Source organism: Campylobacter concisus (assembly GCF_003048595.2).
Classification (GTDB): Bacteria; Campylobacterota; Campylobacteria; order Campylobacterales; family Campylobacteraceae; genus Campylobacter_A; species Campylobacter_A concisus_L.
Genome location: NZ_CP049270.1, coordinates 816055 through 829246 on the forward strand (window position 1 = coordinate 816055; position 13192 = coordinate 829246).

Consider the following 13192-nt stretch of genomic DNA (forward strand, 5'->3'; position numbering starts at 1 on the left):
TTTTATTGCGTAAGATATTTGAAAAAATTTTGCTTGCTAGCAACAGCTTTACACTTTTTCCAGTAGTTTTTGGACTTTTAGGTGCGATCGTACTTTTTATCATTGCAAGCTATGACGTCGGCAAGGTACTTTTAGAGGTTTATAAATATTTTTTTGCTGCAGATTTTCACGTTGAAAATTTTCACTCAGAAGTCGTTGGCGAGATCGTTGGAGCGTTGGAGCGATCGATCTATACTTGATGGCGCTTGTTCTTTATATATTTAGCTTCGGAATTTACGAGCTTTTCATCTCAGAGATCACACAGCTAAAGCAGTCAAAGCAGAGCAAAGTCTTAGAGGTTCACTCTCTTGATGAGCTAAAAGACAAGCTTGGCAAAGTGATCGTCATGGTCTTAATCGTAAATTTCTTCCAAAGAGTGCTTCACGCAAACTTTACAACTCCGCTTGAGATGGCATACCTTGCGGCTTCTATCCTTGCACTTTGTCTTGGACTTTATTTCCTCCACAAGGGAGATCACTAAAATTTTAAGCGTTTTTACGCTTAAAATTTCTTCTATATCTTTTCTTTAGCTATTTTTAGGTAATATCCCTTTAAAAATTTAAAGGAAATTTAATGATTTTTATAGACGCTTGTCTTAAAAAACCTACCCCTTATACGCCTGTTTGGATGATGCGCCAAGCCGGTAGATATTTGCCAGAGTATATGCGAGTACGCGCGCAAGCAGGGGATTTTTTATCTCTTTGCAAAGACTACAAAAAGGCTAGCGAAGTTACGCTTCAACCAGTTGAAATTCTTGGCGTTGATGCGGCGATTTTATTTAGCGACATTCTCGTTGTGCCTCTTGAAATGGGCATGGATCTACGTTTTGAAAAAGGCGAGGGACCAGTTTTTACAAAGCCCTTGCGTGATAAAGCCGCACTTGACGCGCTAAGTATCGAAAAATCGACTAAAAATTTAGCATACGTCTATGACACGATCAAGCTCACAAGAGAAAATTTAGCCAAAGATAAGGCTCTCATTGGCTTTTGTGGCGCACCCTGGACGATAGCTACATATATGATCGAGGGTGGTGGCAGTAAAACTTATGCGATCTGCAAAAAAATGCTCTATCAAAATCCAGAATTTTTACATCAAATTTTAGAAAAAGTGACGCAAGCACTCATCCTTTACGTCAAAGAGCAGATAAGAGCAGGCGTAAATGCCGTGCAAATTTTTGATAGCTGGGCGGCTGCGCTTGAAGAGCAGGCATATTTTGAGTTTGGATTTAACTACATTAATAAAATAGTTGATAGCGTTAAGGCTGAATTTCCAGAAATTCCGGTCATTGTTTTCCCAAAAGGAATAAGTGGCTATCTGGATAAAATTTCAGGTAAATTTGATGTTTTTGGCGTTGACTGGAGCACACCAATTGAGCTAGCAAAAGAAAAACTTAGCCCTAGATACGTCCTTCAAGGTAATATGGAGCCAACAAGGCTTTATAGCAAAAAAGCGATAGATGAAGGCGTGGATAAAATTTTAAGCACGATGAAAGGCACGCCACATATTTTCAACCTCGGTCATGGAATTTTGCCTGATGTGCCAGTTGAGAATGCAAAATATTTTATAAAACAGGTACAAACAAAAAGTGCAAGGTAATAAGCCTTGCATCGTCTTTGGACCGATAAATTCTCGCCGTTTTGGCATGAGCCTAGGCATCGATCTAAGCCCAAATCAAAAATCATGTAATTTTGACTGTGTTTATTGTGAGCTAAGCGGTTCAAAGACTGTTGAAACAATAGAAAATCCGCCAAGCATTGATGAGATCATAAACGCTTTAAAAGAAGCATTAAAAACTCATCAAAACATCGATGTCATCACACTTACAGCAAATGGCGAACCAACTCTTTACCCGTACTTAAAAGAGCTGATAGCAAAAGTAAATGAGCTAAAAGGTAGTGCAAAAACACTCATTCTAAGCAATGGCTCAGGTGTAAGAGATCAAAAAATTTGTGAAGCCTTGCAAGGGCTTGATATAGTGAAATTTAGCCTTGATAGCGCGGTGCAAAGCACTTTTAAAAAGATAGACCGCAATAAAAGTGGTATAGAAGTAAATGAACTTATAAAAGCAATGGCTAAATTTTGCAAGGAATTTAAAGGCGAACTTGTGCTTGAAATTTTGGTCGTGGCTGGATTTAACGACGAAGAAGAGGAATTTATAGCGCTCAATGCTGCGATAAATGAGATAGCTCCGCACCGAGTGGATATTTGCACGATAGATCGCCCACCAGCTTACAATGTAAAGGGTGTAGACGCCAAAAAACTAGAGGAGCTAGCCAAGCAGATAAGTGGCGTACCGGTTAATATAGCTAAAGCTCACAAAATAGAGCAAAAGTATAACTTTAGTGAGGATGAAATTCTAGAAATGCTAAGACGTCGTCCGCAAACTATCGCAAATGTTGAAGAAAATTTTTCTGACTCTTCAAAGCAAACTCTAGCAAAATTCTTGCAAGATGATATGGTTTATCTAGCCGATGTTGCTGGAGTAAAATTTTATAAACTAAGAGCATAAATGAAAAGAATCCTTACAATACAAGATATCTCGTGTGTTGGCAAATGTTCCCTTACTGTTGCACTTCCCATAATAAGTGCTCAAGGCATTGAGGCGTGCATATTGCCTACTGCGCTACTTTCGACTCACACTGGCTTTAAAAATTTCACATTTTGTGATCTGACTGATGAATTTGACGAGATAACACAAGTATGGCACAAAGAAAATATCACATTTGATGGAATTTATACCGGATTTTTGGGTAGTTTTAGCCAGCTTGAGCTGATAGAGAAAATTTTTAATGAGTTTAATAGCTCTGCTCCGCTAATACTTGTAGATCCTTGCATGGGTGACAATGGCAAGCTTTATCACGGCTTTGATGAGAAATTTGTGGCAAAGATGAGGGAGCTTTGCACAAAGGCTCACGTCATCACGCCAAACATAACTGAGGCAAGTTTTATGTGCGAAAAGTCATTTTTAAGCGAGGGATACGGCGAGGATTACATTTTGGAGTTGCTTAAGGGCTTGGCTAGTTTTGGTGCGCGAAAGATCGTTTTAAAGGGCATTAGGTATAGGCAAAATGAGTGTGGCATCATAGCATATGACGCAAAGACGAAAGAAAAAGTGGAGTATTTCCATGAGTATTTGCCATTTCATGCAAGTGGCACTGGGGATATTTTCGCTTCAGTGCTTTTTGGCTCTTTGATAAATGGCGAAAGTATGCAAAATGCTATCAAAAAGGCAGCAAATTTTGTGCTTAGTAGCATTAAAATCACGCTAAAAGATAAGAACCGCACATGGTATGGTGTGCAGTTTGAAAAGGTACTTGGCACTCTTGCAAAATAGGCGGGCAAACTACTTATTTAAAATTTTTAATAACACAATGATATGGCAAAGATTTATATCTTTGCTAGCTGTTAGAAGTGCTATATCGCCATGCTCTTTTTCTAGTTTTTTTAGCATTTTAAAGCAAGATTGCGCTTTTTCATTATCAAGCTCGAGCTCAAATTTCTCACAAAACTCATCAAATCTAGCTTCTCTATCTTCATGAAACCACTCTCTTAAAGTAGTGCTTGGTGTGATATCTTTTAACCAAAGAAAATTTGAAAATATCTCTTTTCTTATGCCTCTTGGATAGAGTCTATCAACAAAAGCCGCCCTCATATCCAAACTATCATCTTTGATAAAATCATAAATTCTATAAGCTTTAAACATGTTGTGATTGTAATCCTATAACGTTTATAAATAAAAAAATATTCTTAGTTATCTTATATTTTTTATTCTTGTTTAAATTTTAAGGTTTGTAAAATTAAAGCTCAAATTTTTGATTGTGGCGATAAGAGTTAAACTAGGGCTAGAAAATAGTCCTAAAAAGAATAAATTTAAATTAAAGCTCGTTTTGATAAAATCCCAACATAAAAATCACTAAAAAGGTTATCATTATGAGAGGCTATAAAATTTTCTCAGGAACGGCTAATATTGAGCTTTCAAAGAAAATTTCGCAATATCTTTCACTTCCTCTTAGCGAGGCAAGTATAAAAAGATTTAGCGATGGAGAGATTAGCGTGCAAATCGGCGAGAGCGTGCGCGGAAAAGATGTTTTTGTCATTCAGCCAACATGTGCACCGACAAATACAAATTTAATGGAGCTACTTATTTTAACTGACGCTTTAAAACGCAGTAGTGCAAGCTCTATAACAGCGATTGTGCCGTATTTTGGCTACGCTAGACAAGATAGAAAAGCAGCTCCTAGAGTGCCGATCACTGCAAAACTAGTGGCAAACATGATGCAAACAGCAGGTATTGATAGAGTCGTCACTATGGATCTTCATGCAGGACAAATTCAAGGATTTTTTGATATTCCAGTTGATAACCTTTATGGAAGTATCATTTTTAATGACTACGTAAGAGCTAAAAATTTACCAAATCCAATCGTTGCAAGTCCTGATGTAGGCGGCGTGGCTCGTGCTAGAGCCTTGGCTAAAAATCTAAATCTTGACATGGTTATCGTAGATAAGCGCCGCGAAAAAGCAAACGAGAGCGAAGTGATGAATATAATCGGCGACGTAAATGGTAAAGATGTGATTTTGGTTGATGATATGATCGATACAGCTGGTACTATTGTAAAAGCAGCTGAAATTTTTAAAGAGCGTGGTGCAACTAGTGTTATGGCTTTTTGTACGCACCCAGTCCTTAGTGGACCAGCTTACGATAGGTTAAAACTAGGCTTTTTGGATGAGTTAGTTGTTACTGATACGATACCTTTAGCAGAGGAACTTCCTTGTATAAAAGTGCTAAGTGCGGCTTCATTGTTTGGCGAAGTGATACGCCGTGTATATCACAATGAAAGCGTAAATAGCTTATTTTAATTAATCTTGGCTTTTGCTTTGAGTGTTTCAGGCAAAAGCCAAATCTTTCAATATTTATTAGAATTTAATTTTTGATAAATCAAAATTTGTAGCAAAAAGATAGCCTCTATTTATAGCTGGAATTTTTAAAATTCTAGCCTTCTCTTTAAAAATTTTTGGCATTATGGCTTTGCAAAATGGAGTTACTAAAAGGTAAGTGTCTGCGTATCCGACAGCGATCTTGCCGCTTAGCACCACGCTTGTTTGCTTTGCTAAATTTGTGCTTAGCTCATCTTTTTGAGCTTTGCTTAGAAGCACGTTTAGCTCTTTTGCGACCATGTCGACGCCTCGTATCGCATTACTATCATTTTTTATGATAAAAATTTCATCACTTATTTTTGTGATATTTGGCATTAAAATTTGTCTATCGGCTTCTAAAAACTCAAAGCTTTTTTTTACGCCATTAAAATAATTATCTAAAAATGGCTCACTAAAATTTAGCCTCATGAAGCTTCTTTTAAACTCACCTTTTAAATTTGTCTCATCGATAAAATAGTGTAAATTTCTCTCGTCAAGATAGCTTTGAAGCTCTTTTTTGCGTAAATTTAAAAGCGGCCTAACTAGCCAGAAGTGCTTTCTTTTTTCAAGCTCACTCATGCCAAAGAGCTCTTTTAGTCCAGCACCCTTACTAAGCTGCATCAAAAACCACTCAAATTTATCGTCAAACTGATGAGCTAGGATTAAATTTTCGTAGCCAAATTTTTGGCAAATCTCTCCAAAAAACTCATATCTTACCTCGCGCGCGTTTTTTTCAAAATTTGACTTATCTAAAAAAACGCTTTTGGTATAAATTTTTTTACCAAATTTATCTGCGAGCTCTTTTGCGCTTTTTATCTCGTTTTTGCTTTGTTCTCGCACATTATAATCAACCATCGCTAGATCAAATTTGATCCCAGCTTCGTCTAAAATGTAAAAAAGAGCAGTGCTGTCTATACCGTGCGAGAAGGCAAGTAGGTTTGTACCAAGGCCCAGTCTTTCTCGCACATTTTTGCTTATCATTTTACTTTTTTGATGATTCGTGCGATTAGCTTTTGATCGACCGTGTCGCTTACTTCGCAGAGATAAAGCGAGCCGATCTCAAGCTCTTTGACATCGCTTTCATTGATCAAGATCTCGCCGTCTATATCTTTGTCCCAGATATCTTTTTTGGCTGCGTAAAACATTTCGCCCTCACTACTGATGCCCTCAAGGGAGGCAAAAATTTCTTTGCCGATCTCTTTTTGTAGGCTTTCATTGATTGATTTTTTGGTTATCTTTTCTATTTTGGTTAGTCTTTTTGAGATGACCTTGGCTGGAACCTGCTCCATGTCAAAAGATGCAGTGTCCTCCTCTTTTGAGTAGGCAAAGGCTGAAATTCTATCAAATTTAAACTTTTCTAAAAATTCGCAAAGTTCCTCAAAATCCTCCTCGCTCTCTCCTGGATGGCCCACGATGACACCGGTTCGTAAGAATGAATTCTTGGCATTTCTCATTAAATTTAAAAGCTCTTTGATCTTTTTAGCGCCACTTCCACGCTTCATTATCTTTAGCATGTCTTCGCTGATGTGTTGGATCGGCATGTCAAAGTAGTTGTGAAAGACAGATGAGGCGATGATACGTTCAATTAGCTCTTTACTGGTTGTGCTTGGGTAGAGGTAGAGTATCCTAGCACTTCTTACGCCCTTTATCTTTTCTATCTCGTCTATTAAATTTATTAGCCCATCGCTAATGCCGTGATCGCGCATATATGAGCTTGAGTCTTGAGATAAAAAGCTAAAGTCGTAGTAGCCTTTTTTGACTAAATTTTTAACCTCATTTACGATGTTTTCGAGCGAGCGTGATTTTAGCTTGCCTTTAAATGTCGGTATCGCGCAAAAACTGCATTTTTGGTTGCAGCCCTCTGAAATTTTGATGTAGGCATGGTAGTTTGAGCCAGTTATCACACGCTCTTCGTTTGCTTGCAGATATGTCTCTGGGCTAAATAAATTTTGCTTTTTTAGAATGATCTCATCAATCTTGTCATAGTCAGCCACGCCGGTAAATAGATCAACCTCAGGCAGCTCCTTCATAAGCTCGTCTTTATAGCGTTGCATAAGACAGCCAGTCACCACGAGTAATGAGCCATTTTTACGAGCTTCGTGCATCTCAAGTATGGTTTGTATGCTCTCTTCTTTGGCGGATTTGATAAAGCCACAGGTATTTACGATGATAACATCGGCATCGCTGATATCGTCAGTGATATCGTAGTTTTGCAATCTGCCAAGCATTATTTCCGAATCAACTAAATTTTTGTTACAGCCAAGTGAAATTAAGTGAAGTTTTGGCATTTTTAGATCCAGATGTTGTCTATTAGCCTAGTTTTACCAACGTAAGCTGCTACTAAAATGATGGTGTTATTTTTTTCTACTTTAGAAATTTCATTTAAATTTTTATCTGTAATAGCAACATAATCAACCTTTAGTGGCTCTAGCACTTCAAGTATCTTTGTTTTGATCTCACTTGCATCTTCCTCGCCATTTTGGATCAAATTTTGTGCTTTATTTAGCGATCTTGAAAGCCTTAGCGCGTTGCACTTATCTTCGTCGCAGATATAGACGTTTCTGCTTGAAAGCGCTAAACCGTCTGGCTCTCTAACGATATCGCAGCCAACTAGCTCGATGTTTAGGAAAAATGTCTTTATCATATTTTGCACGATGATTAGTTGTTGCGTATCTTTTTTGCCCATATAGACGCTATTTGCACGAGTTAGTCGAAATAGCTTGTTTAGCACCCTTAAGACGCCATCAAAGTGTCCTGGTCTAGTTTTGCCCTCTAAAATGGTTGAAAATTTCTTTGGAGCGATAATTAGTGGTTCATCTTCAAAGTAAAGTTCATTAGCATCCGGAATAAAAATAGCACTAACGCCATTTTGCTCGCAAATTTTAATGTCATTTTGCTCGTTTCTTGGGTATTTATCTAGATCTTCACCTGGTAAAAATTGTGTTGGATTTACAAAAGTTGAAACGATACTTGTTTCGTTTTGGCTGACACATTTTTTGATAAGGCTAACGTGTCCGTCATGAAGTGCACCCATGGTTGGTACGAAACCTATCTTTGCACTTGCGTTTGAGACGAAATTTTGAAGTTCTTTTATAGTTCTTATGATTTGCATTTTGACTCTTTTTGTTTGAAATTTTAACTTGGCATTGTAACAAAAAAGGATTAAAAGGGCGTAAATTTAAAAATGTAAGCAACTTTTGGTTAAAATCGGCAAAAATTTTTGGAGAAAAACTTGGATAGTTACGAATACAACGAGCTTTTAAAGAAGCTACAAACAAAAGTTGAAAACATAGGCTCTATCGTAAAGCCTGAAGAGATCAAGGCTAGGCTAAAAGAGATCGAGGCCACTGAGCAAGACCCTGACTTTTGGCAAGATATCGCTAAAGCTGGGGCGCTAAATAAAGAAAAAACTAAAATTTCAAATATGCTTGCAAAATTTAACGACGCTAATCAGGCAGTAAGTGATGCAAAGGAGCTTTTTGAGCTAGCAAATTCTGAAAATGATGAGGATACTATAAATTCTTTATTTGATGACGCTAAAAATTTAGATGAAAAGATAGTAAATCTTGAAATTTCTATGCTTTTAAGCGGTGAAGATGACGGCAAAAATGCGATCGTATCGATCCATCCTGGAGCTGGTGGCACTGAGAGCAACGACTGGGCGAGCATGCTTTATAGGATGTATCTTAGATTTTGTGAGAGAGAAGGTTTTAAGGTCGAGACTCTTGACTTTCAAGAGGGCGATGAGGCAGGGCTAAAAGACGTGAGCTTTATCGTAAAAGGCGAAAACGCTTATGGATATTTCAAAGCAGAAAATGGCATCCACAGGCTCGTTCGCACAAGCCCATTTGATAGCGCAGGACGCCGCCACACAAGCTTTTCTAGTGTCATGGTAAGCCCTGAAGTAGATGATGATATAGAGATCGAGATCGAAGAAAAAGATCTAAAGATAGATACTTATAGAGCAAGTGGTGCTGGTGGTCAGCATGTAAATAAAACAGAATCAGCCATTCGTATCACGCACATACCAACAGGTATCGTCGTGCAGTGTCAAAACGACCGCAGTCAGCATAAAAACAGAGCCACAGCAATGAAGATGCTAAAGTCTCGCCTTTATGAGCTTGAGCTGATGAAACAACAAGAAGCTAGCAATAGCGTAGAAAAAAGCGAAATCGGCTGGGGGCACCAGATAAGATCGTATGTACTTTTCCCATATCAGCAGGTAAAAGACAACCGCAGCGGCGAGGCCTACTCACAAACTGATGCGATACTTGACGGAGATATCAAAAAGATGATAGAAGGCGTTTTGATTGCTCAAAAGGCTGAGGCGTAATAAATTTATAAAAAGAGATGAGAGCTAAAATTTCATCTCTTTTAGCTTCGTGCAGGCTTCTTCTTTGCTATGGTAACAAGCCTCGTCAAGATAAATTCTCGCTTTTTTATAGTCATTTTTGTCTAGGTAGATGAGCCCAAGATCGTAGCTAGCTTCGTTTGAGCCAAGACTTACGGCTTTTTCATAAAAATATATCGCTTTTTCTAAATTTTTGTTTACACCAAGGCCGTACTCGTAGATATATCCGGCACTTCTTAGGCCGTCTATGTTGCCGTATCTGCCAGCTGTTTCAAACCAAAAGAGTGCTCTTAAGATATCTTTGCTAAAGCCTTTGCCGTCACGAAAACAAACGCCAGTTTGTTGCATGGCTAGGACATTGCCATCTTTTGCATAGTCGTAAAATCTCTTGCAAGCTTTTGGATAGTTGCCCTCGTTATATAGATAGATGGCGTCTGCGATCTGCTCGACTTCAGGATCAAGTGGTGGCTCGCTAAGGCCAAAATTTTGTGAAATTTGCTCTAACGAACATCCCCAAAATAGCAAAACACTAAACACAAAAATGATAAATTTTTTCATATTTGTCCTTGAAAATTTAGGCGATTTTATCCAATTTTATCTTATAATGCCCGCAAATTTTAAGCAAAAGGAACGATATGGATCATAATGCACTTTTAATCCAGCTTGGCTATAACGTCAATGAAACGACCACTGCTCAAATGTGTAGAATTTTAAACAATACTGATGGTCTTTTGCCAAAGAGCATAATTGAACTAAACGATCATTTAAAGCCGCATCTTTGTTTTGTGGCTATGAGTGGAAGTGAAGATAGACTAAAGATAAAAAATGTAGCTACCGTTAATGAAATAAAAGAGCGAGTTGATGAGATCATAAAAAACTGGGCTAATAAATATAAAATGGAGCTAAAAAAGATAAATGAAACAACTTACTATGTAATGGGAAAGATAAGGGACTGAAAATGAAATATGATATTGTAATTATTGGTTTTGGAAAAGCTGGCAAAACGCTAGCGGTTAAAGCTGCCGCACTTGGCAAAAAAGTGGCTCTTGTAGAGAGATCGCCAAAGATGTATGGAGGCACTTGCATAAATGTTGGCTGCATACCAACCAAACGTCTAATAACAGCCGCTAAAGAGGCAAAATTTGTAAATAATAGCGTTGAAAGCGAATATTACACGCTTAGTGTGGAAAATAAGAATAAACTAATCTCAGCTTTGAATGCTAAAAACTATGCGATGCTAAATGATAAAGAAAATATCGATGTGATCGATGGTGTTGGCTCATTTGCTAGTGAAAATAGCGTACTTGTAACAACGCCAAGCGGCGAGAAAAAGATAATAGAGGGCGATTTTATTATCATAAATAGCGGCTCAAAAGAGGCAGATACTCCTTTTGAGGTTGTAAGCTCAAATGTATTTTCAAGCCAAACTTTGCTTGATATAAAAAATTTACCAAAGCATTTTGTCATTATCGGTAGTGGTTTTATCGGTATAGAGTTTGCATCAATGTTTGCAAATTTTGGCTCAAAAGTGACTATTATAGGGCGTTCAAAACTACTTAAAAACGAAGATGATGATATAGCTAATAGCGTAAAAGAAGCTCTTAGAGTCCAAGGCGTTGAAATTTTAGAGGGTTGCGAGATAGAGTGCATTAAAGAAAATGTATTAAATTTCAAGCAAAATGGCGAGCAAAGATGCCTTAGGGCTGATGCATTTTTGATCGCACTTGGCAGAGTAGCAAATGTAGATGATTTAAATTTAAAAGCTGCTGGAGTTGAGCTAAATGAAAAAGGCTTTATAAAGACAAATGAAAATCTTCAAACAAATATGCCAAACATCTATGCGGTAGGCGACGTGCGCGGCGGAGAGCTTTTTACCTACACGAGCTTGGATGATTTTAGGATAGTTTATTCACAAATTTTTGGTGATAAAAAGAGAAATACTAAAAATAGAAGCATTCATGCAAATGTGCTGTTCACCGACACTCCACTAGCAAGAGTTGGAATAAACGCCAAAGAAGCAAGTAAATTTGGGCTAAATTTTAAAGAGCTAAAGCTTAGCATGGCAACAGTACCAGGCGCAAAAGTACTAAATCACGATGTAGGCATGCTAAAAGCTATCGTTGATGCACAAAGTGGAGAAATTTTAGGAGCTAGCTTTCACTGCATCTATGCAAATGAGCTGATAAATGAAATTGCAATTGCTATGAATTTAAAAGCAAATGCAAATTTCTTTAAAAATCAAATTTTCACTCATCCAAGTATCAGTGAAGCACTAAATGACTTATTTGGACAATTTTAAAAGGAAAAGAATGAAAAAATATTTATTGCTTTTATCGGCTTTATTTTTCACTGGCTGCTTAAACGTGATTGGTGTAGGACAAAAACAAGATGATTCGTGGCAGCAACCAAAGGATGAAAAAATAGTGCAAAATAAAGAGCAAATTTCAAGAAATGCGATCGAAATTTTAATACCAAAATGCGAAGAAGGCGATACGGAAGCTTGCAACGATTTGGGTGTAAATTACGAGCTTTTAAAAGAATATGAAAATGCTTTAACAAATTATAAAAAGGCTTGCGATGCTAAGGTGCAAGTCGGTTGTGCAAATTTGGGCACTCTTTATGAGCTTGGACTCGGAGTCAAAAAAAATCCAAAAAAGGCAATTTCGATTTATAAAGAAAGTTGCAATGGCGGAGGCATGCAAGCTTGCTATCATTTAGGCAATGCTTATAGAAAAGGTGAGATCGTTAAGCAAGATTATTACTTAGCAATGCAAGCTTATACAAATGCATGCAATGCTGGCGATTTGCCAAGTTGTGCTAATATCGGAGCGATGTATGAGCTTGGTCTTGGTGTCAATAAAGACGAAAAAAGGGCTTATGGAATTTATAAAGTCGCTTGCTTTCGTGGGCTAAGCAAGGCATGCCCGCAGATGAAAAGACTAGGCACAAAGCTAGGAATGTAAGTGAAAAAGGTCTTAAATTTTGGTCTTATTTTGGCTATGTGCTTTATGCTTAGTGGTTGCTGGTCGTGGCAAAAGATGGTAAGCTTTGGCTTTTGGCAAAGTGATGAAGAGGCGAGGGCAGAGCGTCTTGAGCTTGAAAAAGAGAAGATGGTGCAAAACTGCGAGAGCGGAAATAGCATCGACTGCAACAATTTAGCCGTAAATTTTAGCAACGAAAAGGACTTTGTAAAAGCAAAAGGCTACTACGAAAAGGCTTGCAATGCTGGTCTTGCGACGGCTTGTTCTAATTTGGGTCAAATTTATGAGCAAGGGCTTGTTGATGAGCAAAAAGATCTAGAAAAGGCTCTAAAACTTTATAAACTAGCTTGTGATAGTGGCGATGGCGTTGGCTGCTATAACGAGGCAATGGGGCTAAAATCCTACATCGAAAGCGAAAATTTAAAGACTCATAAGATAGATAGAACTAAGGCTGAGGCTAGAGTTTTAAAGCTTTTGGCAAAGAGCTGTGAGCTTGAGTATGCTCAGTCGTGCTTTTTGCTTGCAAAGCTAAGCGGCGATGAAGCAAAGGCAAATGCTCTTTACAAAAGAGCTTGCCAGCTTGGCAAATGTGTGGATAAAAAGTAATACTAGTTAAAATACTATTCTAAAAATTCGTAATAAATCAACAAAGGCTCTTCTTGAGTCTTTTAAAATTTTATGTTTTAATCGAGAAATTCTAAAAATACCTTCAAACTTGTGCGGATCTGGCCAACATACATTTTGTTTGGAGTAGTCAGTTTCAAGACTCATATAGCTTACACCAGCTTCTTTGCTGCTTCTTTTATCTTGTTTGTTTCTATTGCATAAGTGTGACAGCCACTTAAAACGATATCTGTTGCACCATCTGCTTTATATTCATCTACAAATTTTTAATAGCATCAGATAT

14 protein-coding genes and 1 pseudogene are annotated in these 13192 nt (G+C 37.7%); 10 read left to right on the top strand and 5 right to left on the bottom strand.

The window, feature by feature from the left end:
• Positions 1 to 5: 5 nt before the first annotated feature.
• The 4 genes and pseudogenes from CVT15_RS04135 to CVT15_RS04150 all read left to right on the top strand — a co-directional run bounded on the left by CVT15_RS04135 (position 6) and on the right by CVT15_RS04150 (position 3373).
• Positions 6 to 520: pseudogene (locus CVT15_RS04135) on the top strand (YqhA family protein).
• Between the two features lie 92 nt (positions 521 to 612).
• On the top strand, positions 613 to 1635 hold the full coding sequence (gene hemE / locus CVT15_RS04140) for a uroporphyrinogen decarboxylase (protein WP_103577271.1): 1023 nt from the start codon (positions 613 to 615) through the stop codon (positions 1633 to 1635).
• Positions 1636 to 1681: 46 nt separating this feature from the next.
• Positions 1682 to 2548, top strand: coding sequence for a radical SAM protein (locus CVT15_RS04145; RefSeq protein WP_103577282.1), 867 nt, complete (start codon positions 1682 to 1684; stop codon positions 2546 to 2548).
• Positions 2549 to 3373 carry a pyridoxamine kinase gene (locus CVT15_RS04150; protein ID WP_103577270.1) on the top strand — a complete coding sequence of 275 codons (825 nt, stop codon included), beginning with the start codon at positions 2549 to 2551 and terminating at the stop codon, positions 3371 to 3373. It begins immediately after the preceding gene.
• 9 nt (positions 3374 to 3382) lie between these two features.
• Here the strand turns inward: CVT15_RS04150 and CVT15_RS04155 are convergent, their stop codons facing one another.
• Positions 3383 to 3742, bottom strand: a complete 360-nt coding sequence (locus CVT15_RS04155; protein WP_103577269.1) for a DUF488 domain-containing protein — start codon at positions 3740 to 3742, stop codon at positions 3383 to 3385.
• A gap of 227 nt (positions 3743 to 3969) precedes the next feature.
• Here CVT15_RS04155 and CVT15_RS04160 point away from each other — a divergent pair, with 227 nt between their 5' ends.
• On the top strand, positions 3970 to 4896 hold the full coding sequence (locus CVT15_RS04160) for a ribose-phosphate pyrophosphokinase (protein WP_087576962.1): 927 nt from the start codon (positions 3970 to 3972) through the stop codon (positions 4894 to 4896).
• A 57-nt stretch (positions 4897 to 4953) separates the two neighbouring features.
• On the opposite strand, the gene tilS is transcribed toward CVT15_RS04160, so the two are convergent.
• Genes tilS through panC form a run of 3 tightly spaced genes read right to left on the bottom strand, consistent with a single transcriptional unit; the run spans position 4954 to position 8065 of the window.
• Positions 4954 to 5934, bottom strand: a complete 981-nt coding sequence (gene tilS, locus CVT15_RS04165) for a tRNA lysidine(34) synthetase TilS (RefSeq protein WP_103577268.1) — start codon at positions 5932 to 5934, stop codon at positions 4954 to 4956.
• Complete coding sequence (gene rimO / locus CVT15_RS04170) at positions 5931 to 7241, bottom strand: 30S ribosomal protein S12 methylthiotransferase RimO (protein WP_103577267.1); 1311 nt, start codon at positions 7239 to 7241, stop codon at positions 5931 to 5933. Before rimO ends, tilS begins: the two co-directional genes overlap by 4 nt.
• 2 nt (positions 7242 to 7243) lie before the next feature.
• Positions 7244 to 8065 (bottom strand): pantoate--beta-alanine ligase, encoded by an 822-nt coding sequence (gene panC, locus CVT15_RS04175; RefSeq protein ID WP_103577266.1) that lies wholly within the window; start codon positions 8063 to 8065, stop codon positions 7244 to 7246.
• 120 nt (positions 8066 to 8185) lie between these two features.
• Between panC and prfB the strand changes: the two genes are divergently transcribed.
• Positions 8186 to 9286 carry a peptide chain release factor 2 gene (prfB, locus tag CVT15_RS04180; RefSeq protein ID WP_103577265.1) on the top strand — a complete coding sequence of 367 codons (1101 nt, stop codon included), beginning with the start codon at positions 8186 to 8188 and terminating at the stop codon, positions 9284 to 9286.
• 24 nt (positions 9287 to 9310) lie between these two features.
• Here prfB and CVT15_RS04185 read toward each other — a convergent pair whose 3' ends face one another.
• On the bottom strand, positions 9311 to 9862 hold the full coding sequence (locus tag CVT15_RS04185; protein ID WP_103577264.1) for a tetratricopeptide repeat protein: 552 nt from the start codon (positions 9860 to 9862) through the stop codon (positions 9311 to 9313).
• A gap of 77 nt (positions 9863 to 9939) precedes the next feature.
• On the opposite strand from CVT15_RS04185, the gene CVT15_RS04190 reads away from it, so the two are divergent.
• From CVT15_RS04190 to CVT15_RS04205, 4 genes are read left to right on the top strand one after another with little or no spacing between them, the layout of a single operon-like run.
• Complete coding sequence (locus tag CVT15_RS04190; RefSeq protein WP_021090811.1) at positions 9940 to 10260, top strand: hypothetical protein; 321 nt, start codon at positions 9940 to 9942, stop codon at positions 10258 to 10260.
• A gap of 2 nt (positions 10261 to 10262) precedes the next feature.
• Positions 10263 to 11603 (top strand): dihydrolipoyl dehydrogenase family protein, encoded by a 1341-nt coding sequence (locus tag CVT15_RS04195; protein ID WP_103577263.1) that lies wholly within the window; start codon positions 10263 to 10265, stop codon positions 11601 to 11603.
• Positions 11604 to 11613: 10 nt separating this feature from the next.
• Positions 11614 to 12267 carry a tetratricopeptide repeat protein gene (locus CVT15_RS04200; protein WP_103577262.1) on the top strand — a complete coding sequence of 218 codons (654 nt, stop codon included), beginning with the start codon at positions 11614 to 11616 and terminating at the stop codon, positions 12265 to 12267.
• Positions 12268 to 12891 carry a tetratricopeptide repeat protein gene (locus CVT15_RS04205; protein WP_103577261.1) on the top strand — a complete coding sequence of 208 codons (624 nt, stop codon included), beginning with the start codon at positions 12268 to 12270 and terminating at the stop codon, positions 12889 to 12891. It begins immediately after the preceding gene.
• The last annotated feature ends 301 nt before the right edge of the window (positions 12892 to 13192 follow it).

Bases quoted from the DNA above. Each gene is read 5' to 3' on its own strand.
- CVT15_RS04145 (WP_103577282.1), top strand. From the start codon at position 1,682: ATGAGCCTAGGCATCGATCTAAGCCCAAATCAAAAATCATGTAATTTT.
- CVT15_RS04150 (WP_103577270.1), top strand. From the start codon at position 2,549: ATGAAAAGAATCCTTACAATACAAGATATCTCGTGTGTTGGCAAATGT.
- hemE (WP_103577271.1), top strand. From the start codon at position 613: ATGATTTTTATAGACGCTTGTCTTAAAAAACCTACCCCTTATACGCCT.
- CVT15_RS04185 (WP_103577264.1), bottom strand. From the start codon at position 9,862: ATGAAAAAATTTATCATTTTTGTGTTTAGTGTTTTGCTATTTTGGGGA.
- CVT15_RS04155 (WP_103577269.1), bottom strand. From the start codon at position 3,742: ATGTTTAAAGCTTATAGAATTTATGATTTTATCAAAGATGATAGTTTG.
- CVT15_RS04200 (WP_103577262.1), top strand. From the start codon at position 11,614: ATGAAAAAATATTTATTGCTTTTATCGGCTTTATTTTTCACTGGCTGC.
- tilS (WP_103577268.1), bottom strand. From the start codon at position 5,934: ATGATAAGCAAAAATGTGCGAGAAAGACTGGGCCTTGGTACAAACCTA.
- CVT15_RS04195 (WP_103577263.1), top strand. From the start codon at position 10,263: ATGAAATATGATATTGTAATTATTGGTTTTGGAAAAGCTGGCAAAACG.
- panC (WP_103577266.1), bottom strand. From the start codon at position 8,065: ATGCAAATCATAAGAACTATAAAAGAACTTCAAAATTTCGTCTCAAAC.
- CVT15_RS04190 (WP_021090811.1), top strand. From the start codon at position 9,940: ATGGATCATAATGCACTTTTAATCCAGCTTGGCTATAACGTCAATGAA.
- rimO (WP_103577267.1), bottom strand. From the start codon at position 7,241: ATGCCAAAACTTCACTTAATTTCACTTGGCTGTAACAAAAATTTAGTT.
- CVT15_RS04160 (WP_087576962.1), top strand. From the start codon at position 3,970: ATGAGAGGCTATAAAATTTTCTCAGGAACGGCTAATATTGAGCTTTCA.